The sequence below is a fragment of the Geodermatophilus sp. URMC 61 genome (assembly GCF_052931555.1).
The window spans coordinates 4,906,517-4,926,313 of the sequence record NZ_JBRFHZ010000002.1 but is presented as its reverse complement, the minus strand read 5'-3'; the positions used below and the strand labels follow the sequence as shown (position 1 = coordinate 4,926,313).

Annotated in this window: 19 protein-coding genes; 3 read left to right on the top strand and 16 right to left on the bottom strand. The window is 74.8% G+C overall.

Features of this window, described 5'->3' with window-relative positions; all coding sequences use genetic code 11:
* Positions 1-97: 97 nt before the first annotated feature.
* On the top strand, positions 98-1,183 hold the full coding sequence (disA, locus tag ACU610_RS23040; protein WP_446770019.1) for a DNA integrity scanning diadenylate cyclase DisA: 1,086 nt from the start codon (positions 98-100) through the stop codon (positions 1,181-1,183).
* Between the two features lie 78 nt (positions 1,184-1,261).
* Here the strand turns inward: disA and ACU610_RS23035 are convergent, their stop codons facing one another.
* Positions 1,262-1,954, bottom strand: coding sequence for a MucR family transcriptional regulator (locus ACU610_RS23035; RefSeq protein ID WP_446770018.1), 693 nt, complete (start codon positions 1,952-1,954; stop codon positions 1,262-1,264).
* A 77-nt stretch (positions 1,955-2,031) separates the two neighbouring features.
* On the opposite strand from ACU610_RS23035, the gene ACU610_RS23030 reads away from it, so the two are divergent.
* Entirely contained in the window at positions 2,032-2,931 is a 900-nt protein-coding gene (locus ACU610_RS23030; protein ID WP_446770017.1) for an A/G-specific adenine glycosylase, read from the top strand.
* Positions 2,932-3,098: 167 nt separating this feature from the next.
* On the opposite strand, the gene ACU610_RS23025 is transcribed toward ACU610_RS23030, so the two are convergent.
* The 11 genes from ACU610_RS23025 to ACU610_RS22975 all read right to left on the bottom strand — a co-directional run bounded on the left by ACU610_RS23025 (position 3,099) and on the right by ACU610_RS22975 (position 14,580).
* Positions 3,099-5,627: an ATP-dependent Clp protease ATP-binding subunit gene (locus ACU610_RS23025; protein WP_446770016.1), complete on the bottom strand. Its 2,529-nt coding sequence runs from the start codon at positions 5,625-5,627 to the stop codon at positions 3,099-3,101.
* 247 nt (positions 5,628-5,874) lie between these two features.
* Positions 5,875-6,156: a hypothetical protein gene (locus tag ACU610_RS23020; protein WP_446770015.1), complete on the bottom strand. Its 282-nt coding sequence runs from the start codon at positions 6,154-6,156 to the stop codon at positions 5,875-5,877.
* Positions 6,153-6,476 carry a hypothetical protein gene (locus ACU610_RS23015; RefSeq protein ID WP_446770014.1) on the bottom strand — a complete coding sequence of 108 codons (324 nt, stop codon included), beginning with the start codon at positions 6,474-6,476 and terminating at the stop codon, positions 6,153-6,155. Before ACU610_RS23015 ends, ACU610_RS23020 begins: the two co-directional genes overlap by 4 nt.
* Before the next feature lie 205 nt (positions 6,477-6,681).
* On the bottom strand, positions 6,682-7,035 hold the full coding sequence (locus ACU610_RS23010) for a histone-like nucleoid-structuring protein Lsr2 (protein ID WP_446770013.1): 354 nt from the start codon (positions 7,033-7,035) through the stop codon (positions 6,682-6,684).
* A 139-nt stretch (positions 7,036-7,174) separates the two neighbouring features.
* On the bottom strand, positions 7,175-8,695 hold the full coding sequence (gene lysS / locus ACU610_RS23005; RefSeq protein WP_446770012.1) for a lysine--tRNA ligase: 1,521 nt from the start codon (positions 8,693-8,695) through the stop codon (positions 7,175-7,177).
* Between the two features lie 26 nt (positions 8,696-8,721).
* Complete coding sequence (locus ACU610_RS23000) at positions 8,722-9,525, bottom strand: type III pantothenate kinase (RefSeq protein ID WP_446770011.1); 804 nt, start codon at positions 9,523-9,525, stop codon at positions 8,722-8,724.
* A 40-nt stretch (positions 9,526-9,565) separates the two neighbouring features.
* A complete protein-coding gene (nadC, locus tag ACU610_RS22995) occupies positions 9,566-10,510 on the bottom strand; it encodes a carboxylating nicotinate-nucleotide diphosphorylase (protein ID WP_446770010.1) in 945 nt (314 codons plus the stop codon).
* The gene (locus tag ACU610_RS22990; protein WP_446770009.1) at positions 10,507-12,183 is read right to left on the bottom strand and encodes an L-aspartate oxidase; all 1,677 of its coding nucleotides are present in this window, start codon (positions 12,181-12,183) and stop codon (positions 10,507-10,509) included. The genes nadC and ACU610_RS22990 overlap by 4 nt, the downstream gene beginning before the upstream one ends.
* A complete protein-coding gene (gene panD, locus ACU610_RS22985; protein ID WP_446770008.1) occupies positions 12,180-12,746 on the bottom strand; it encodes an aspartate 1-decarboxylase in 567 nt (188 codons plus the stop codon). Before panD ends, ACU610_RS22990 begins: the two co-directional genes overlap by 4 nt.
* Positions 12,743-13,612, bottom strand: coding sequence for a pantoate--beta-alanine ligase (gene panC / locus ACU610_RS22980; protein WP_446770007.1), 870 nt, complete (start codon positions 13,610-13,612; stop codon positions 12,743-12,745). The genes panD and panC overlap by 4 nt, the downstream gene beginning before the upstream one ends.
* Complete coding sequence (locus tag ACU610_RS22975; protein WP_446770006.1) at positions 13,609-14,580, bottom strand: Rossmann-like and DUF2520 domain-containing protein; 972 nt, start codon at positions 14,578-14,580, stop codon at positions 13,609-13,611. The genes panC and ACU610_RS22975 overlap by 4 nt, the downstream gene beginning before the upstream one ends.
* Positions 14,581-14,920: 340 nt before the next feature.
* Here ACU610_RS22975 and ACU610_RS22970 point away from each other — a divergent pair, with 340 nt between their 5' ends.
* Complete coding sequence (locus tag ACU610_RS22970) at positions 14,921-15,673, top strand: SDR family oxidoreductase (RefSeq protein WP_446770005.1); 753 nt, start codon at positions 14,921-14,923, stop codon at positions 15,671-15,673.
* Between the two features lie 75 nt (positions 15,674-15,748).
* On the opposite strand, the gene ACU610_RS22965 is transcribed toward ACU610_RS22970, so the two are convergent.
* The 4 genes from ACU610_RS22965 to ACU610_RS22950 form a co-directional block, all read right to left on the bottom strand.
* Positions 15,749-16,942 carry a DUF6779 domain-containing protein gene (locus tag ACU610_RS22965; protein WP_446770004.1) on the bottom strand — a complete coding sequence of 398 codons (1,194 nt, stop codon included), beginning with the start codon at positions 16,940-16,942 and terminating at the stop codon, positions 15,749-15,751.
* 123 nt (positions 16,943-17,065) lie between these two features.
* Positions 17,066-18,082 carry a glycine betaine ABC transporter substrate-binding protein gene (locus ACU610_RS22960; RefSeq protein ID WP_446770003.1) on the bottom strand — a complete coding sequence of 339 codons (1,017 nt, stop codon included), beginning with the start codon at positions 18,080-18,082 and terminating at the stop codon, positions 17,066-17,068.
* Positions 18,083-18,343: 261 nt separating this feature from the next.
* Entirely contained in the window at positions 18,344-19,075 is a 732-nt protein-coding gene (locus tag ACU610_RS22955; RefSeq protein WP_446770002.1) for an ABC transporter permease, read from the bottom strand.
* The gene (locus ACU610_RS22950) at positions 19,072-19,794 is read right to left on the bottom strand and encodes an ABC transporter permease (protein WP_446770001.1); all 723 of its coding nucleotides are present in this window, start codon (positions 19,792-19,794) and stop codon (positions 19,072-19,074) included. The genes ACU610_RS22955 and ACU610_RS22950 overlap by 4 nt, the downstream gene beginning before the upstream one ends.
* Positions 19,795-19,797 lie beyond the last annotated feature (3 nt).

Here is a 19,797-nt window from a genome sequence, read left to right as displayed (position 1 = left end):
GGTCCCCCGGGGCCGGTGAGCTGGCTCACTGGCGACCGCCAGTACGGTGGTGGCCACGTAGAATCAGCCGCCACCACGTCGAACGTCAGGAGCGCTCGTGCCCCCCGCTGTGGACTCCGAGGTCGCGCTCCGCGAACTGCTCGGCCGCATCGCACCGGGCACGGCGCTGCGTGACGGCCTGGAGCGCATCCTGGCCGGGCGGACCGGCGCGTTGATCGTGCTCGGGTACGACCGCGTCGTCGAGTCGATCTGCACCGGCGGCTTCGCCCTCGACGTCGCCCTCTCCGCCACCCGGCTGCGCGAGCTGGCCAAGATGGACGGCGCGGTGATCGTCTCCTACGACGGCAGCCGCATCGTGCGGGCCGGCGTCCACCTGATGCCCGACCCGAGCGTCCCCACCGAGGAGTCGGGTACCCGGCACCGCACCGCCGAGCGGGTCGCCATCCAGACCGGCTTCCCGGTGATCTCGGTGAGCCAGTCGATGCACATCATCAGCGTCTACGTCGCCGGGCGGCGGTACACGCTGGAGCACCCGACGACGATCCTGGCCCGGGCCAACCAGGCGCTGGCGGCGCTGGAGCGCTACAAGCTGCGGCTCGACGAGGTGGCCAGCACGCTGTCGGCGCTGGAGATCGAGGACCTCGTCACCGTCCGCGACGCGATGAGCGTCAGCCAGCGGCTGGAGATGGTCCGCCGGATCGCCGACGAGATCGAGGGCTTCGTCGTCGAGCTCGGCACCGACGGCCGGCTGCTCGCGCTGCAGCTCGACGAGATGCTCGCCGGGGTCGAGGAGGACCGCGCCCTGCTCGTGCGCGACTACCTCCCGTCCGGGTTGCGCCGTCCCCGGAGCATCGACGAGGTGCTGGCGGAGCTGCGCGCGCTGTCGGCCACCGAGCTGCTCGACCTCTCCGCGGTGGCGCGCTGTTACGGCCTGCCGACCTCCGCCGACGCGCTCGACTCCCCCGTCAGCCCCCGCGGCTACCGCCTGCTGGCCCGGGTCCCGCGGCTGCCGGCCGGGATCATCGACCGTCTGGTCGACCACTTCGGCGGGCTGCAGAAGCTGCTCGCGGCCACCATCGAGGACCTGCTGGCCGTCGAGGGCGTCGGCGAGGCCCGCGCCCGCGGCATCCGCGAGGGGCTCTCCCGGCTGGCCGAGACCTCCATCCTCGACCGCTACAGCTGAACGAGGCTCCGTCCTCCTCACCCCTCGCGAGCTCGCGGCGAGCCTCCGGACGGGGCCTCGGAAGGCGGCAGCGGCCGGTCAGGTGAGGGTGAAGGGCGTGTCCGGGCCTGTCTTCGTGTCCAGCCGGCCGCGCAGCACGTACTGCCCCGACGCCGGCGTCGTCCGCTCGGCCGTGCAGGACGGCTCGCTGGTCAGGCCGCCCCAGGTGAGCGGGAAGACCACCGACTCACCGGGCGCCAGGGTGCGGGTGTCGCTGCCGGTCTCCGGGAAGCAGTCGTTGCTCCCCCACACCCGGTTGCCCGCCGGGTCCAGCAGCAGGACCTCCTGCAGGCCGGCGTCGAGCACCCGCACGCACGGCACCGACGAGACGTTGGTGACCACGAGCTCGAAGGTGGGCTTGCCGCCGACCGGCGCGCTGCCGGGGCCGCGGACCTCCAGCCCGATCATGTCGTCGCTGCAGGGGCCGCCGGGCGTCGGGCCCGCCGGCGTGGGTCGGGGCTCCGCCTCGGCGGGGGGCTCCGGAGCCGGCGTCGGCGTCTGCACGCTGGCCAGCGAGGGCACCACCTGCTCCAGCGCGGGCGGCTCGTCGGCCTGGCCGCCCGCCTCCGTCGTCGCGGCCGCCGCGGACGTCGCCGTCCCGCCGGCGCCCCCGGTCAGCGCGGCGACGACCAGCCACCCCCCGCCACCGAGCACCGCCAGCAGCAGGGCCAGGACCAGCAGCCGCCGCCGCCAGTAGACCGCCGCGGGCAGCGGGCCGACGGGGTGCAGCACGCCGAGAACGGTAGTGCGCCACGGCGCACTGACCTGCGGCGGCACGCCGCCCCCGGCGCACGGCACACTGGGACCCCGTGGACAGCCCGGCCCGCGCCCTCCCCCCGTCGTCCGACCCGGTCGGCGACGTCCTCGTCGACTGGTTCGCCCGGGCTGCGCGCGACCTGCCGTGGCGTCGGCCCGACACCGACCCGTGGGCCGTGCTGGTCAGCGAGGTGATGCTGCAGCAGACGCCGGTCGCCCGCGTCGAGCCCGTGTGGCGCGAGTGGATGGCCCGCTGGCCGACCCCGGCGGCGCTGGCCGCGGCGTCGCCCGCCGAGGTGATCCGCGCCTGGGGCAAGCTCGGTTACCCGCGCCGGGCGCTGCGGCTGCGCGAGACGGCCGTCGCCCTCACCGAGCGGCACGGCGGCGCCGTCCCCGCTGACGTGGCGGCCCTGGAGGCCCTGCCGGGCGTCGGGACGTACACGGCCCGCGCCGTCGCCTGTTTCGGGCACGGGCAGCCGCAGCCCGTGGTCGACACCAACGTGCGCCGGGTCGTGGCCCGGCTGGTGCACGGGAGGGCGGAGGCGGCGCCGGCACGGGCCGCCGACCTCACCGACGTCGCGGCGCTCGCCCCGGCCGACCCCGAGCGGGCGGTGCGCTTCTCGGTCGCGGTCATGGAACTCGGGGCACTGGTGTGCGTGGCCCGGACGCCGCGGTGCACGGCCTGCCCGGTGCGGGGGGACTGCGCCTGGCGGCTGGCGGGCTACCCGGCGCCCGACGGTGCGCCCCGCAGAGTGCAGAAGTTCGCCGGCACGGACCGCCAGGTGCGCGGGCGGCTGCTGGACGTCCTGCGGGCCGTTGAGGGGCCTGTGGCGGCACCGCAGCTCGACGAGGCGTGGGACGACGCCGCCCAGCGCTCCCGCTGCCTCGACTCGCTGCTCGCCGACGGGCTGGTCGAGCAGACCGCCGACGGCCGGTTCAGCCTGCCCACCTGACCGCGAGATCTGCACACTCGCGGCCAGGGGGGCCTGATGACCGCGAGTGTGCAGATCTCGCCGTGGGAGACGGCTCGCCGGGACGTGCCGAGCGTCGGTGGGCCCGTGGACGACGAAGGGGCCGCCTCCCAGTGGGAGACGGCCCCGTCGTACGGGCTGCCCGAGGATCACTCGGCCTGGACGGCCGGGCCCTCCTCGTCGCCACCGGACAGCGCGACCGGCGGGGTGTCGGGGAGGTCGATCGGCTTGGCCTCGCCGCGGAACACGAACCGCTGGTCCGCGCCCTCGCCCTCGACGTCCACCACGATGATCTGACCGGCGGCCAGCTCGCCGTAGAGGATCTTCTCCGACAGCGCGTCCTCGATCTCGCGCTGGATGGTCCGGCGCAGCGGCCGGGCACCCAGCACCGGGTCGAACCCGCGGGCCGCCAGCAGCTTCTTGGCGTCCTGCGTGATCTCCAGCGACATGTCCTTGTTGGCCAGCTGGCCCTCCACGCGGGCGACCATGAGGTCGACGATCTGGATGATCTCGTCCTCGGTCAGCTGGTGGAACACGACGATGTCGTCGATGCGGTTGAGGAACTCCGGCCGGAAGTGCTGCTTGAGCTCCTCGTTGACCTTGTTCTTCATCCGCTCGTAGTTCGACTGGCTGTCGTTGCCGACCTGGAAGCCCAGCCCCACGGCCTTGGAGATGTCCCGCGTCCCCAGGTTGGTCGTGAGGATCAGGATCGTGTTCTTGAAGTCCACGATCCGGCCCTGACCGTCGGTGAGCCGGCCGTCCTCCAGCACCTGCAGGAGCGTGTTGAACACGTCCGCGTGCGCCTTCTCGATCTCGTCGAAGAGGACCACCGAGAACGGCTTGCGCCGCACCTTCTCGGTCAGCTGGCCACCCTCGTCGTAGCCGACGTAGCCGGGAGGGGCACCGACCAGCCGCGACACGGTGAAGCGGTCGTGGAACTCACCCATGTCGATCTGGATGAGGGCGTCGTCCTCACCGAACAGGAACTGGGCCAGCGCCTTGGCCAGCTCGGTCTTCCCGACACCCGAGGGGCCGGCGAAGATGAACGAGCCACCGGGACGGCGCGGGTCCTTGAGGCCCGCCCGCGTGCGCCGGATCGCCTGGCTGACGCTCTTGATGGCCTCTTCCTGGCCGATGATCCGCTTGTGGAGCTCCTCCTCCATGCGCAGGAGGCGGGTCGTCTCCTCCTCGGTGAGCTTGAAGACGGGGATGCCGGTCCAGTTCGCCAGCACCTCGGCGATCTGCTCGTCGTCGACCTCGGCGACGACGTCCATGTCGCCGGCCTTCCACTGCTTCTCGCGCTCGGCCTTCTCGCCCAGGAGGGTCTTCTCCTTGTCGCGCAGCGACGCGGCCTTCTCGAAGTCCTGCGCGTCGATGGCCGACTCCTTCTCGCGGCGGATGGCCGCGATCCGGTCGTCGAACTCGCGCAGGTCCGGCGGGGCGGTCATCCGCTTGATCCGCATCCGGGCGCCGGCCTCGTCGATCAGGTCGATCGCCTTGTCCGGCAGGAAGCGGTCGGAGATGTACCGGTCGGCCAGCGTCGCGGCGGCGACGAGGGCGCCGTCGGTGATGCTGATCCGGTGGTGCGCCTCGTACCGGTCGCGCAGCCCCTTGAGGATCTCGATCGTGTGGGTGAGCGTCGGCTCGCCCACCTGGATCGGCTGGAACCGCCGCTCGAGGGCGGCGTCCTTCTCCAGGTGCTTGCGGTACTCGTCGAGCGTGGTGGCGCCGATGGTCTGCAGCTCGCCGCGGGCCAGCATCGGCTTGAGGATGCTGGCGGCGTCGATCGCGCCCTCCGCGGCACCGGCCCCGACGAGGGTGTGGATCTCGTCGATGAACAGGATGATGTCGCCGCGGGTGCGGATCTCCTTGAGGACCTTCTTCAGCCGCTCCTCGAAGTCACCGCGGTAGCGGGAACCGGCGACGAGGGCGCCGAGGTCCAGCGTGTAGAGCTGCTTGTCCTTCAGCGTCTCGGGGACCTCGCCCTTGACGATCGCCTGGGCCAGGCCCTCGACGACGGCGGTCTTGCCGACGCCGGGCTCGCCGATGAGGACGGGGTTGTTCTTGGTCCGCCGCGACAGGACCTGCATGACCCGCTCGATCTCCTTGGCCCGCCCGATGACCGGGTCGAGCTTGGAGTCGCGCGCGGCCTGGGTCAGGTTGCGGCCGAACTGGTCGAGCACCAGCGAGGTCGACGGGGTGCCCTCGGCCGGGCCGCCGGCCGCGGCCGGCTCCTTGCCCTGGTAGCCCGAGAGCAGCTGGATGACCTGCTGGCGGACGCGGTTGAGGTCGGCGCCCAGCTTCACGAGCACCTGGGCGGCGACGCCCTCGCCCTCGCGGATCAGGCCGAGCAGGATGTGCTCGGTGCCGATGTAGTTGTGGCCGAGCTGCAGCGCCTCACGCAGCGACAGCTCGAGCACCTTCTTGGCCCGCGGGGTGAAGGGGATGTGCCCGGACGGGGCCTGCTGGCCCTGACCGATGATCTCCTCCACCTGCTGGCGGACGCCCTCCAGCGAGATGCCGAGGGACTCGAGCGCCTTGGCAGCGACGCCCTCACCCTCGTGGATCAGGCCCAGGAGGATGTGCTCGGTGCCGATGTAGTTGTGGTTGAGCATCCGGGCCTCTTCCTGGGCCAGGACGACCACGCGGCGGGCTCGGTCGGTGAACCGTTCGAACATCTGCTGCTTCTCCTCTGACCGGCTGGTCCGGCGCTGCCCTCCCCTGGTGGAGAGGAGCACCCGACGTCCGTCGGCGCTCGGTGCACCGGTCTTCCACTGTAGTCGCGGACTCCGATCCTCCGTGGGTACGCAGTCCCGTACGGAGGAGAGGAGCTGCACGGTCCAACCGATGCTCCCGGACCGGTGTTCCGGGGCGGTTACGCCGACAGCGGACGGCGCGTCGCCACGCCGCGCCGCCGGTCGGGACTCAGCAGGTGAGGGCGAGGCAGACCCAGCAGAGCGGCGACTCCTCGTCACCGTCGTCCGGCCAGACCCACAGGGCCGGGTCGAGCAGCGTGACGGGGGCGAGGCAGAGGGCCCGACCGGCGATCAGTCCGGCGTCCCCGACCGCGTGCAGCCGGCTGGGCGCCGTCCCACCCCAGGGGGAGCGCGGGGCGGCCACGTCCACGCCGACGGTCCAGCGGCCCTCGCCCGGGACGGCGGCGGGACGGCGTCCCGCGGCGGACCAGGGTCCCTCGACGGTGCTCACTCGACCACCAGCCGGACACCCTCGGCGGCCAGCGTGTCGGCGAGCCGGGCCAGCAGCTCGCGGGCGGCGTCGTCGGCGGTGGCCTGGGGCTCGAGGCGGACGGTGACCTGACGGTGCCCCTGCCGCTGCAGGGCGACGATGCTGCCGCGGAGCAGGTCCGCGGCGAGGGCGTCGAGGTGCCCGCGCGCCCGGACGACGCCGCGGCGCTGGTCGAGGCTGGCGGTGAAGCTCGGGGCCTGGGGAGAGGGGTCCACCGGCCTGCGGTCGACGAGGACCCCCAGGCCGCGCGGAACGGTTGTCTCGGCCGCGTCCTGGCTCATGCGCCCACCGTCACGATCCAGTCCGGAACACCCCAGGGTCGAAAGTCCCTACGCCGACCGCCGGTGACGCCGGGTGAACAGACGACGACGGCCCGGCACCCCGTCGAGGGCGCCGGGCCGTTGCCCTACAGGGCCCTGGGACGGGCCGGCCCCGTCCAGAGGCTCACTCCGAGCGTGCGAGGGGTGAGGAGGACGGGGTCCTCTTTCAGTGCGCGGCCTCGTAGGCCTCGACGACGCTGGCCGGGATGCGCCCGCGGTCGCTGACCGCGTGGCCGTTCTTGCGGGCCCACTCGCGGATGGCGCCGGCCTGCTCGCGGTCCATGCGGCCGCCGCCACCGGTGGCGCGGGACCGGCCACCCCCGGAGGCCCGGCCGCTGCCGCGCCCCACCTTCCGCGCCGCCTGCACGTAGCGGGAGAAGGCCTCACGCAGATCCTGCGCGTTCTTCTCCGAGAGGTCGATCTCGTAGCTCGTGCCGTCGAGTGAGAAACTCACCGTCTCGTCCGCGGGGACGTTCTCGTCGAGGTCGTCACTGAGGATCACCTGAACCTTACGCGCCATTCGCATCTCCCGTTCCACTGCTCCGCCGAACGGGGCTCGTCCCCGGGCGGACCTGGTCCTCTGTCGACGAGGACCATAGACCATTTTCGCCGCCATGAGGAACACCACCCACAATGGAGTGAGGGGAGGTTCCGGGAGTTCAGGATCCGGAAAGCGGGCGGACCAAGGGGAACAAGATGGTCTCGCGGATCCCCAATCCGGTGAGCGTCATCATCAGCCGATCCATGCCCATCCCCATGCCACCGGTCGGCGGCATCCCGTACTCGAGTGCCTCGAGGAAGTCCTCGTCGAAGGCCATCGCCTCGGGGTCGCCCTTGGCGGCGAGCACGGCCTGGGCGACCAGGCGCTCGCGCTGCGCGACCGGGTCGACCAGTTCGGAGTAGGCCGTCGCCCGCTCGACGCCGGCGATGTAGAGGTCCCACTTCTCGGCCAGCCCGGGCCGGGACCGGTGCGCCCGGGTCAGCGGCGAGGTGTCCACCGGGTAGTCGACGACGAACGTCGGCTCCTGCAGCGTGTCCTGCACCAGGGCCTCGAACAGCTCCTCGACGACCTTGCCGGGCACCCACGCCGGATCCACGCCGACGTCGTGCCGTTCGGCGAGGGCGCGCAGGGTCTCCACCGGCGTCTCGGGGGTGACCTCCTCGCCGACGGCCTCGGAGACCAGCGTGTGGAGCGGTACCTGCCGCCACTCCCCCGACAGGTCGAGCTCGGTGCCATCGTTGTGTCGCGCAACGTGGTCGTCGAACAACGCTTCGCAGCACGCCTGCGTCAATTCACGGGTGAGCGTGGCCATCACCTGGTAGTCGGCATGGGCCTGGTACGCCTCGAGCATCGCGAACTCCGGCGAGTGGGTGCTGTCGACCCCCTCGTTGCGGAAGTTGCGGTTGATCTCGAAGACGCGTTCCAGCCCCCCGACGATGCACCGCTTGAGGAACAGCTCCGGCGCGATCCGCAGGTACAGGTCGAGGTCGAATGCGTTCATGTGCGTGCGGAACGGTCGCGCCGCGGCACCCCCGTGCACCGTCTGCAACATCGGTGTCTCGACCTCGAGATAACCGCGGGCGGCGAGTTCCCGACGCAGCGTCGACATCACCGTGGCGCGCTGACGGACGGTGCGACGGGCCTCGTCCCGGACGATGAGGTCGACGTACCGGCGGCGCACCCGCAGTTCCTCGCTCATCGGCTTGTGGGCCACCGGCAGGGGCCGCAGCGCCTTGGCGGCCAGCTGCCAGGAGTCGGCGAAGACGGACAGCTCACCGCGCCGCGAGGTCCCGACCTCGCCCTCGACGAACACGTGGTCACCGAGGTCGACGTCGGCCTTCCACGCGGCCAGCGACTCCGCGCCGACCCGGTCCAGGGAGAGCATCACCTGCAGCTCGGCGTCCCCCTCGCGCAGCGTCGCGAAGCACAGCTTGCCGGTGTTGCGGACGAAGATGACCCGCCCGGTGACACCGACCCGCTCGCCGGTCATCGTGTCCGGCTCCAGGTCGGGGTGCTTCTCGCGGACCTCCGCCAGGGTGGTCGTGCGGGGGACGGCGACCGGGTAGGGGTCGACGCCGGCCTCCCGGATCCGGTCCAGCTTCGCCCGGCGGACCCGGAGTTGTTCGGGGAGTTCCTCGTCGACCGGTGTTCCCGCGCCACCGGGGGGCTGTTCACTCACGGGACCCGAGCCTACGGGGGGCCCGGTCAGCGGGCGGGTGGGTGACCGAGAGCCCGGTGGCGCTCGAAGGCCAGCCGCAGCCCCTGCACGGTCAGATCGGGCTCCTGCTCACCGATCGACCGGCAGCTGTCGGCCACCAGCGGCGCCAGCCCGCCGGTGGCGACGACGACCGGCGCGGTACCGAACTGCGCGACCAGCTCGGCGGCGATGCGGGCGACCAGCCCGTCGACCAGACCGGCGAAGCCGAGCACCAGGCCCGACTGCAGCGCCGCGACGGTGTTCTTGCCGATCGCGTGGGCGGGGACGGTGAGCTCCACCGAGCGCAGCTGCGCCGCGCGGCTGGCGAGCGCCTCGAGGCTGACCTCCACGCCCGGGGCGAGCGCACCGCCGAGGAACTGCCCGGAGGGGCCGACGGCGTCGACGTTGGTGGAGGTGCCGAAGTCGACCACGACGACCGGGCGCTCACCGCCGTCGGGACGCCGTCCGTACAGCTCGTGCGCGGCCAGCGCGGTGACCACCCGGTCGGCCCCGACCTCGCGCGGGTTGTCGACGTGCAGGGGGACGCCGGTCCGCACGCCGGGTCCGATGAGGACGACGGGCACGTCGAGGGAGTCCAGCAGGGTGCGCAGCGCCGGCAGCAGCGCGGGCACCGTCGAGCAGGCCGACACCCCGGTGACCTCGGTGTCGCGCAGCAGCCCGCGCCAGAGCATCCGCAGCTCGTCGCTGGTGGCCCGCGGCGCCGTCGTCACCCGCCAGCAGCCGACCCGGCGCGCACCGTCGAAGGTGGCCAGGACGGTCTGGCTGTTGCCGACGTCGACGGTCAGCAACACCGCTCGGCCCCCCGTCGCGAGATCTGCACAGTGGCGGTCATCAGGACCCCGGGGCCCGCGAGTGTGCAGATCCGGCGGACTCCGCCCGCAGGTCGAGGGCGAGATCGAGGATCGGCGCGGAGTGGGTGAGCCCGCCGACCGAGAGGTAGTCGACGCCGGTCTCGGCGACCGCCCGGGCCACCTCGAGCGTCAACCCGCCGGTCGCCTCCAGCTCCGCGCGGCCGCCGACCAGGGCCACGACCTCGCGGAGGACGTCGGGCGCCATGTTGTCGCAGAGCAGGAAGTCCGCACCCGCCTCGACCGCCTCGACCGCCTGCGCGGGCACGTCGACCTCGACCTGCACCGCCACCCGCGGCGCCCGTGCGCGCACCGCGGCGACGGCGGCGGCCACCGAGCCCGCGGCGGCGACGTGGTTGTCCTTGACCATGGCGACGTCGTAGAGCCCCATGCGCTTGTTCGACCCGCCGCCGCACCGGACGGCGTACTTCTCCAGCGGCCGCAGCCCGGGCGTGGTCTTGCGGGTGTCGAGGACGACGGCGCCGGTGCCCTCGACCGCGTCGACCCAGCGGCGGGTGAGGGTGGCGATCCCGCTGGCGCGGCTGGCGATGTTGAGCGCGCTGCGCTCGGCGGCCAGCAGGGCGCGCACCGGCCCGCGGACGGTCAGCAGCACGTCCCCCCGGGCCACCCGGTCGCCGTCGGTGGCGCTCGCGGTGAGCGTGGCGCCCGGGGCCAGCCGGGTGAAGACGCGGGCGGCGACCGGCAGGCCGGCCACGACGCCGTCGGCCCGGGCCACCAGGTCCGCGGTCCCCCGCTGCCCGGCGGGCACGGTCGCGGCGCTGGTCACGTCGTGCGCGACGGCCAGGTCGGGCGCGCTCGGCAGCGGCGCGCCCCCGGTGAGGTCCTCGGTGAGGGTGCGCTCGACCAGCTCGGTCACCCACGCCTCGTCCAGCCCGGTGCCCTCCAGCGAGCGGGGGTCGGCGCTCACCAGGCCTCCACCAACGGAGTCCCCACCGGACGGCGGGTCACCTGCAGGGCGCCGTCCCCGTCCAGCCGCACGTCCAGGTGCACCTGCCAGCCCTCCTCGGTCCCGGGGTGGTCCTCGCGCCAGTGGCAGCCGCGGGTCTCCTCGCGGATCGCGGCCGCGGTCGCCAGCGCGCTGGCCACGGTGAGCAGGTCGGTGGCCTCCCAGCCGGCCACGCCGGGCGCGCCGTCCGGGCCGAGCCCCGCGGCCAGGGCGGCCAGCCGGCCGGTCGCCTCGGCCAGCCCCGCGCCGCTGCGCAGCGCGCCGACCCGCGCCGACATCGTCTCGGTGACGTCCCACCGGCCGTCGGCGTCGAGCAGTCCGGACGGCGCGGCCGCCACCGGCACGACGGGGGACGGCGGCGGCAGCCCCGCGGCGAGCTGCGCCCCGATCCGGGCGGCGAAGACCAGGCCCTCCAGCAGCGAGTTGGAGGCCAGCCGGTTGGCCCCGTGCACGCCGGTGCAGGCCACCTCACCGCAGGCGTACAGCCCGGGCACCGTCGTCCGGCCGACCAGGTCGGTGACCAGGCCGCCCGAGGCGTAGTGCGCCGCCGGGGTGACCGGCACCAGGTCGGTGACCGGGTCCACGCCGGCCGCGCGGCAGCGGGCCACGATCGTCGGGAAGCGCGCCGCGAGGTCCGGCACCCCGCGCGCGTCGAGCCACACGTGGTCGACCCCGTCGCGGAGCTGCACCCGGGTGATCCCCTTGGCCACCACGTCGCGGGGCGCCAGCTCGGCCAGCGGGTGGACGCCGACCATGAACCGCTCCCCTGCCCCGTCCCGCAGCACCGCACCCTCGCCGCGCAGCGCCTCGCTGACCAGCGGCTGCTGGCCGCGCGCGTCCGGACCCAGGTAGAGGGCGGTGGGGTGGAACTGGACGAACTCCAGGTCGGTTGCGACCGCACCGGCGCGCAGGCCGAGGGCGACGCCGTCCCCCGTGGAGACCGGCGGGTTGGTGGTGGCGGCGTAGACCTGCCCCATGCCGCCGGTGGCGAGCACGACGGCGCGGGCGCGCACCGCGCCGACGCCGTCGGCGCTGCCCTCCCCCAGCACGTGGAGGGTGACGCCCGCGGCGCGGCCGGCGGCGTCGGTGAGCAGGTCGAGCACCATCGCGTGCTCGACGAGGGTCACGCCGGGGTCGGCCCGGACGGCGTCCCGCAGCGCGCGCTGCACCTCCCAGCCGGTGGCGTCGCCGCCGGCGTGCACGATCCGGTCGGCGGAGTGCCCGCCCTCGCGGGTGAGCAGCAGCCGCCCGTCGGGGTCGCGGTCGAAGGCCGCCCCCCAGTCGATCAGCTGGCGCAGCCGCTCGGGGCCCTCGTGGACCAGCGCGGAGACCGCCTCGGGCTCGCACAGCCCCACCCCGGCGACCTCGGTGTCGCGGGCGTGCGCCTCGGGGGTGTCGGCGGGGTCGAGCACGGCGGCGATGCCGCCCTGCGCCCAGCGGGTCGACCCGTCGTCCACCCGGACCTTGGTGACGACGGCGACCGACAGCCCGGCCGCCCGGGCGTGCAGCGCCACGCACAGCCCGGCGATGCCGGAGCCGACGACGCAGACGTCGGCGGCCAGCTCCCAGCCGGGCGCCGGCGCGGCGAGGCGCCGCGGGAGCCCGGTGACGCGCCCGACCGCCAGCGTGCTCACCGGACGGGTACGCCCGGGTCGCTGCGCCCTCCCGGCTCCCTCTCGGGTCCCGCCCCGACCACGCGAGGGGCGGGGAGGAGGGGGTCCTCCTGCTCGTCCTGCCCTCCACTCGCGAGCTCGCGAGGGGACCCGGGACGAGGCCGGGGACCGGTCGAGAGCGGACTCCGCCGATGGTCATGGGCGCCGGGGACCGGGGCCGAGGGGTCGCCGCCGAGCTGGACGACGCGGTTGGCGGCGTCGACGTGCACGACCTTCGGGGTGTGGGACGTGGCCTCGGTCTCGTCCATCACGCCGTAGCTGATCAGGATGACCAGGTCGCCGGGGTGCACCAGGTGCGCGGCGGCGCCGTTGATGCCGATGACGCCGCTGCCCCGCTCGCCGGGGATGACGTAGGTCTCCAGCCGCGCGCCGTTGGTGACGTCGACGATCGCGACCTGCTCGCCGGGGATGAGGTCGGCGGCGTCGAGGAGGTCCTCATCGATCGTCACCGAGCCCACGTAGTGCAGGTCGGCCTGGGTGACCGTCGCACGGTGGATCTTGGACTTGAGCATCGTGCGCATCATCGCGGTTCTCCCGAGGGCTGGGCCGGGCTGGCGAGTGTCACGGCGGTGTTGTCGATGAGCCGGGTGCTGCCGGCGCGGGCGGCGACGAGCAGCCGGGCCGGGCCGGCGACCGGCGGGGGCCCGAGGTCGGGAGCGGTCAGTGCCAGGTAGTCCTGGAGCAGCCCGGACGCCTCGGCGAGGACGGCACGGGCGGCACCGAGGACCGCGTCGGCACCCTGCGGACCGGCCGCCGCCCCCGCGCGCAGCGCGCGGGAGATCATGGCGGCGGTGGCCCGATGCTCCGGGGAGAGGTAGCGGTTGCGGGAGGACAGCGCCATCCCGTCGTCCTCCCGGACGGTGGGCACGCCGACGACCTCGACGCCGAGCGCCAGCTCCCGGACCATCGCCCGGACGAGCGTGAGCTGCTGGTAGTCCTTCTCGCCGAAGAGGGCGAGGTCGGGCCGGACCAGCCCGAACAGCTTGGCGACGACGGTCAGCACGCCGGTGAAGTGGCCGGGGCGGACGGCACCCTCGAGGACGTCGCCCAGCGGGCCGGGGTGGACGGTCACGCCCACCGCGCCCGGCGGGTAGACCTCGTCGACCGGCGGGTGGAAGACGACGTCGGCGCCCTCCTCGGCGAGCGCGGCGAGGTCGGCGTCCCAGGTGCGCGGGTAGCGGTCGAAGTCCTCACCCGGGCCGAACTGGGTCGGGTTGACGAAGACCGAGACGACGACGCTGCCGGCCCGCTCCCGGGCGGCGCGCACGAGGGTGCGGTGGCCCTCGTGCAGGGCGCCCATCGTGGGCACCAGCGCGACCGGGCCGGGCAGCCCGGCGATCCGCTCCCGCAACTCGGCGACGGTCTCCGCCACCGCGGGTCGCGAGGTCACCGGGAGCCCGCCGGGTCGGTCGGGGTGGTGGGGAGGGCGGACAGCCCGGCGGCCTCCAGCAGGTCGACCAGGGGGGCGCCCTCGTGCCGCTTGAGCCGGCCGGTCGCCAGCGCGCGCTCGGTGGTGCGCCGGGCCAGTGCCACGTACGCCGCGACCGAGTCCGGCGCCCGCTCGGTGAGGGTGTCCAGGTGCCGGCGCACGGTGCCGACGTCCCCGCGGCTGACCGGGCCGGTGAGCCCGCGGTCGCCGCGGCGCAGTCCGTTGTCCAGCGCGGCGGTGAGCAGCGGGGCGAGCACCCGGCCGGGCTCGGCGACGCCCGCGGTGCGCAGCAGGTCCGCGGCCTCGGCGACCAGCGTGACCAGGTGGTTCGCGCCGGTGACCAGCGCGGCGTGGTACAGCCCGCGGTCGGCCTCGGCGACGAAGAACGGCTCGCCGCCCATCTCCAGGACCAGCGTCTCGGCCACCGGACGGTGCTCCGGGGCGCTGGTGACGCCGAAGGGGGCGCCGGCGAGGCGGTCGGCGTCCTCGGGGGCGCCGGTGAAGGTCATGGCCGGGTGCAGCGCCAACGGCAGGACGCCGGCCCGCGCAGCGGGGGCGAGGACGGCCAGGCCGTGCGCACCGGAGCTGTGGAAGGCCAGCTGGCCGGCCCGCCAGACGCCGGTCTCGGCCAGGCCGGAGACGAGGCCGGCCAGGCTGTCGTCGGGGACGGCGAGCACCACGAGATCGGCGGCGGCCACGACCTCGTCGGTGGGCAGCAGCGGCACGCCGGGCAGCAGCCGTGCGGCGCGCTCGGCGGAGGCGGTGGAGAGGCCGGCGGCGGCGACCACGTCGTGGCCGGCGGCGGTGAGGGCGGCGCCCAGGACGGCGCCGACGCGCCCGGCGCCGACGATGCCGACGCGGAGACGGGCGGGGGCGGTGTCCGCCGGGCTGAGACCGGCAGCGCGGAGCGTCCTGCGGGCAGCAGGCATCGGTGCACCTCTCGTTCCAGTCCCTCGCGGGTACCGGACTCGGTGGTCGCGGACTCCCCCGTCGGAGCCCGTCGGGTGTTGCGGTCCTGCGGTGGTGCCGGCGCGGGAGCCCGCTGCGACCGGAGGTGTCACGCGGGTGTCACGCCGAAGGCGAGTGTGTGACCGGTTCGGGGCGGGTGCAACGCCTCCGCCCTGTGGGGTGGCTCACTGCACGGCCCCGCCGGTGCTCGGCCGCTCCGTTCCCCTGGCCGCTGTGCTCACCGGTGGGCTCGCGAGCTCGCCCACCCGCGGCCCACCTACGGTGTCCGCGGCGGCGCAGGAGCACGGCGGGAGGACACGGGTGAGCACCCTCGAGGGACGGACGGCGCTGGTCACCGGCGGGAGCCGGGGCATCGGCCTGGCGATCGCGCGGAGCCTGGTGGCGCGCGGGGCACGGGTCGTCGTGACCGGCCGGAAGCCGGACGCGCTGGCCGAGGCGGTGTCCGCACTGGGCGGCCCGGAGGTGGCGGTGGGCGTCGCCGGCAACGCGGGGGACGCCGAGCACCGGGCCGAGGCCGTGCGCACCGCCGTCGACACCTTCGGCAGCCTGGAGATGCTGGTCGGCAACGTCGGCATCAACCCGGTCTACGGCCCCTTGGTCGACCTCCCGCTGGACGGCTTCCGCAAGATCCTCGACACCAACGTCGTCGGCACCCTCGGCCTGGTCCAGGAGGCGTGGCGGACCTGGATGGCCGAGCACGGCGGCTCGGTGCTGGTCGTCGCCTCGGTGGCCGGGCTCAAGGCCTCACCGATGATCGGCGGCTACGGCGTGAGCAAGGCGGCGCTGGTCAACCTCGTCACCCAGCTCGCCGTCGAGCTCGGCCCGACGGTGCGGGTCAATGCGGTCGCGCCGGCGGTGGTCAAGACCCGCTTCGCCGGGGCGCTCTACGAGGGCCGGGAGGCCGAGGTCGCGGCGCAGTACCCGGTGGGCCGGCTGGGCGTGCCCGAGGACGTCGGCGAGGCGGCGGCCTACCTGCTCGGCGACGGCGCGGGCTGGGTCACCGGCCAGACCCTCGTGCTCGACGGCGGCGCGCTGTCCCGCGGCCCGGCATAAGCGCACGCCCGGGGTGGCCCCCTCGCAGGGCCCCGCCGCGAGCCTGCGAGTGGCGGGGGGCGAGGGGGTCCTCTCTCAGCGGCCGAGGAGCCGCGCCAGGACGTCGTCGCTCCCGTCGTCCTCCCGTTGACGGCGCCGGCGGCGGCCCCCCGACGGCCGGGTGAGGCCGCGCTCGGCGAGCAGGTCGGCGAGCCGCCGCCCACCGTCCTCCTCCGCCGGGGTGGGCGCCTCGGCCATCGGCACGGCGGTCCCGGGGACCGGCGGGCGCTCCCGCTGGGCGACCGGGCGCTCGGTGGTCAGCGTCTCGTCCGGCGGCAGCGCGGCCGTGGGCGCCGGGGCGTCGGTGCGGCGCCGACCCGGCTCGGCCTCGGGCCGGGACGACGCCGGCGGGGTCAGCAGCGACCGGCTGGCCAGCCAGTCCAACGGTGGCGGAGGCGGAGGCGGCGGCGCAGGCGCCCGGCGCGGCTCGACGCGGACCTCCTCCAGCTGGCGGGTGCCTGCAGGCGGTTCCTCGGCCCGCGCGACCGGCCAGGCGGTGGTCAACTCCGGCGCCGGGGAGGTCCAGCTGTCGGCCTCCACCGTGCGCGGCCCGGTGGGCTCGGGTGCGGACCGGGTGGACTGGGTGCGCAGCGTGACGCGCTCGACGAGCATCTCGCCGGAGAGCTGCTCCCCGAGCTCGGTGCGCAGGCGGCCGACGTCGGTGCGCAGCTCGGCCAGGGCGGTGGGGTCGAGACCGGCCAGGGCGGCGCGCAGCTCGGCGAGCCCGGCCAGGTCCCGGCGCAGCGCAGCGATCTCGGCCACCTCGCGGCGCAGCTCGCCGACCGAGGCGAGCTCCGTGCGCAGCGCCTCCAGCTCGCCGCGCACCGACTGCTCGACGGTGCGCCGCAGCTCGTGCTCCAGCCGCAGCTCGTGCTCCCGGCGGACGGCGACCTCCCGCTCGAGCGCGAGCTCGTACGCCGGCGGCAGCTCGGCCTCGCGCTCGGCGGCCGCACGCTCGAGGTCGGCGCGCTCGACCGCGTCCCCCGGGGCGCCGTCCGGGGGACGCCGGGACGCCGCGAGCGCGGCGAGCACGAAGGCCCAGGCGGCAGCGACGACGGCCAGCCGCAGCACCCGCGCGTCGTCGGTCAGGAAGACCACGAGGGTGGCCACGACCGCCAGGACGAAGCCCGCGACCAGGCCCAGGGTCCGCGGTCCGGGGGACGCCGGACGGGTGCTCCGGCCGGTGGCGCGGTCCCGGTGCGCCGACGCGTCGTCCCCGTCCCCCCGCATGGGCGTCAGGGTAACGGTGCGCAGCCTTCTGATGACGGAAACGATTGTCGGGACGGCTGCCTGCGCCGCCGGCTCCCTGCAGGGCTCGCCGCGGGCCTGCGAGTGGCGGGGAGCAGGGGTCCGCTACTGGGCCAGAGCCCCGTCGGAGCTGAAGACCAGGCCGATGGAGATCTCGCCCTGCTGCAGCGCCGCCTTGGTCAGCGGGCCACCGGAGTCCAGCTCGCGGAAGTCGGCGAACTGCAGGCCGTAGGCCTCCTCCAGACCGGGCTGGCAGTAGGGGCGCTCGGGACACTCCGTGGGGCCACCCAGGACCAGCGAGCCGTCGCCGCAGGCGTCGGCGAGCTCGGACAGCGTCGAGACCCCCACCTGGTCGGCGAAGGCCCGGGTGACGGCGAAGGCGTTCTGGTTGGCGGCCTCCGACGGCTCGCCCAGGACCAGCCCGACCTGCTCCACCAGCGGCTGCGCGCCGGCCAGCGTCTCCTGCGGGTCACTGCTGGCGACCGGGCTGTCCTGGGTGGCGTTCGGCCCGTTGGCCTGCCGGTTGAGCGTCTCGGTGAGGGTCGCCAGGTACTCCGGGAAGACCTGGATCTCCGAGCCGGACATCAGCGCCGGGAGGTACAGCTCGCGGTTGCCGACCTCGCGCACCGAGGCGTCGAAACCGGCGGCGTCGAGGACGTCGGCGTAGATGTTGGCCAGGATCGTCGACTCGGTGAAGTTGGCGCCGCCGACCGTGATCGGCCCGCTGCCCTGCTCCAGGGCGGCGGTGTCGACGTTCTCCTCGACCCAGGCGGCCGCGACGTCCTCGGCGCTCTGCCGCTCGAGGTCGACGGCGGCGTTGAGGTCGACGAGCTCCTCGGTGGTCAGCGCGGCCGACACCGCGTCCAGCGCGGGCAGCAGCGCCGGGTTGGCCTGCGCGGCGGCCATGTTGACCGCCGGGACGACGTTGTCGGCGCTCTGCAGCTGCTGGTCGTCCTCGAGCACGACGAGCTGCTCGCCGGCCACGGGGGCGCAGGCGTCGCCGGCCGCGCTGCCACCGCTGGCCGCGGCGCCGCCGGTGCCCGAGGAGCCGGACTCACCGCAGGCGGTGAGCAGCAGCCCGGTGAGGGCCAGGGGGACGAGGATCCGTGCACGGCTGCGCATGTGGCCCGCCTTCTGTGTCCCGCGCGGCCACGGGGCCGCGGCGCGTGTCTGGCGGGGGGAGCCCCGCGTCGCCATGCAACTCCGGACCTCGCGGCTCGGCCACGCGCTCCGGCCAGGTGTTGTCCGGTTGTTACGAACGGCCCGTCTGCAGGGAGGAGGACCTCTCCCCTCTCAGCCCTCGCACGCTCGCGCTGAGCCTCCGGGCGGGGCCAGCCCGGCGAGGTGTGGGGGACGGGGTCGAACGTGGGGGCAGGGGACCCTCTACAGCGGCACGCCCGACGACGTCGGCTCGGGCTCGCCGGCTCGCGCCGCCCGCACGGGCCGCAGCGGCCACCGGCGTGGGCCGGGCGTCACCGCCGTCGAGACCAGCACGAGCAGGAGCTCGGTGAGCAGCGCCAGGGCGGCCACCAGCACGGCGCCCGCCAGGATCACACCGAGGTCCTGCTGGCCGAAGCCGAGGTTGATGATCCGCCCGAGCCCTCCCCCGCCGACCAGCGCGGCCAGGGTCGCGGTGGCCACGACCTGCACCGCCGCCGTCCGGACGCCGGTCGCGACCAGCGGCAGGGCGAGCGGGAACTCCACCCGGCTCAGCATCTGGCCGCGGCTCATCCCCATGGCCCGGGCGGCCTCGCGCACGTCACGGTCGACCTCGCGGAAGCCCACGTACGTGTTGGTGAGCATCGGCGGGACGGCGAAGGCCGCCAGCGCCAGGACGGTGCCGGTCTCGCTGAACCCGAGCGGGGTCACCGCCAGGACGGTGAGCAGGGCGAGGGTCGGCACGGCCCGGCTCACGTTGGAGGTCACGACGACCGCTCCGGCGCCCCGGCCGCTGCGGCCCAGCAGCACCCCGGTGGGGACGGCGAGGACGGCGGCGAGCAGCACGGCCAGGGCCGAGATCCGCAGGTGCTGGACCAGCAGGTCGAGGATGCCGCCGGTCCGGGTCCAGTTGAACGGGTCGTTGAGGTAGACGAACGCCTCGCGGAACGCGCTCACCGCACCGCCCTCGTCCACGGGCTGAGCAGCCGCTCCAGCCCGGCCAGCAGCACGTCGGCGACCAGCGCGAGCAGCACGCAGCCGACGGCGCCGGTCACGATCTCGGCCCGGTAGAAGTTGGAGTTGAAGCCGCCGATGATCAGCTGCCCCAGCCCACCGTTGCCGGTGATGACCCCGACGGTGACCAGGGCGACGGTGGAGACCGTGGCGATCCGCAGGCCCGCCATGAAGGCCGGCAGGGCCAGCGGCAGGTCGACCCGGAGGAACAGCCGCGCGGAGCCGTAGCCCATGCCGCGGGCGGCCTCGCGCACGTCCGCGGGCACGCCCTGCAGCCCCGCGAGGAAGTTCCGCACCAGGATCACCAGCGTGTAGAGCGTCAGCCCGATCAGCACCGTCGTCGCCGACAGCGGGCCGGTGAACGGTGCGAGGAAGGCGAACATCGCCAGCGACGGGACGGTGTAGACGAGCGAGCTCAGGCCGAGGACCGGGCCGGCCAGGAACCGGGTGCGCCGGGCGAGCAGCGCGAGGGGCAGCGCGAGCAGCGCGCCGAGCAGCACGGCGCCGACGGTGAGCCTGACGTGCTGACCGAGGTACCCCACAATGGTGTCCCAGTTGTCGGTCACGTAGGACGGGTCGAACCAGGGGTTCGGCGCCTCGTCCGCGGCGAGCACCGGGGCCGCCGGGTCGTCCGCCGCGCTCAGCGCACCCAGGGAGGCCACCTC

Excerpts from the sequence above, each read along its gene's own strand:
- ACU610_RS23025 (WP_446770016.1), bottom strand. The coding sequence starts at position 5,627 with ATGTTCGAACGGTTCACCGACCGAGCCCGCCGCGTGGTCGTCCTGGCC.
- ACU610_RS23015 (WP_446770014.1), bottom strand. The coding sequence starts at position 6,476 with ATGAGCCAGGACGCGGCCGAGACAACCGTTCCGCGCGGCCTGGGGGTC.
- ACU610_RS23010 (WP_446770013.1), bottom strand. The coding sequence starts at position 7,035 with ATGGCGCGTAAGGTTCAGGTGATCCTCAGTGACGACCTCGACGAGAAC.
- panD (WP_446770008.1), bottom strand. The coding sequence starts at position 12,746 with ATGATGCGCACGATGCTCAAGTCCAAGATCCACCGTGCGACGGTCACC.
- ACU610_RS22975 (WP_446770006.1), bottom strand. The coding sequence starts at position 14,580 with ATGCCTGCTGCCCGCAGGACGCTCCGCGCTGCCGGTCTCAGCCCGGCG.
- ACU610_RS22965 (WP_446770004.1), bottom strand. The coding sequence starts at position 16,942 with ATGCGGGGGGACGGGGACGACGCGTCGGCGCACCGGGACCGCGCCACC.
- ACU610_RS22960 (WP_446770003.1), bottom strand. The coding sequence starts at position 18,082 with ATGCGCAGCCGTGCACGGATCCTCGTCCCCCTGGCCCTCACCGGGCTG.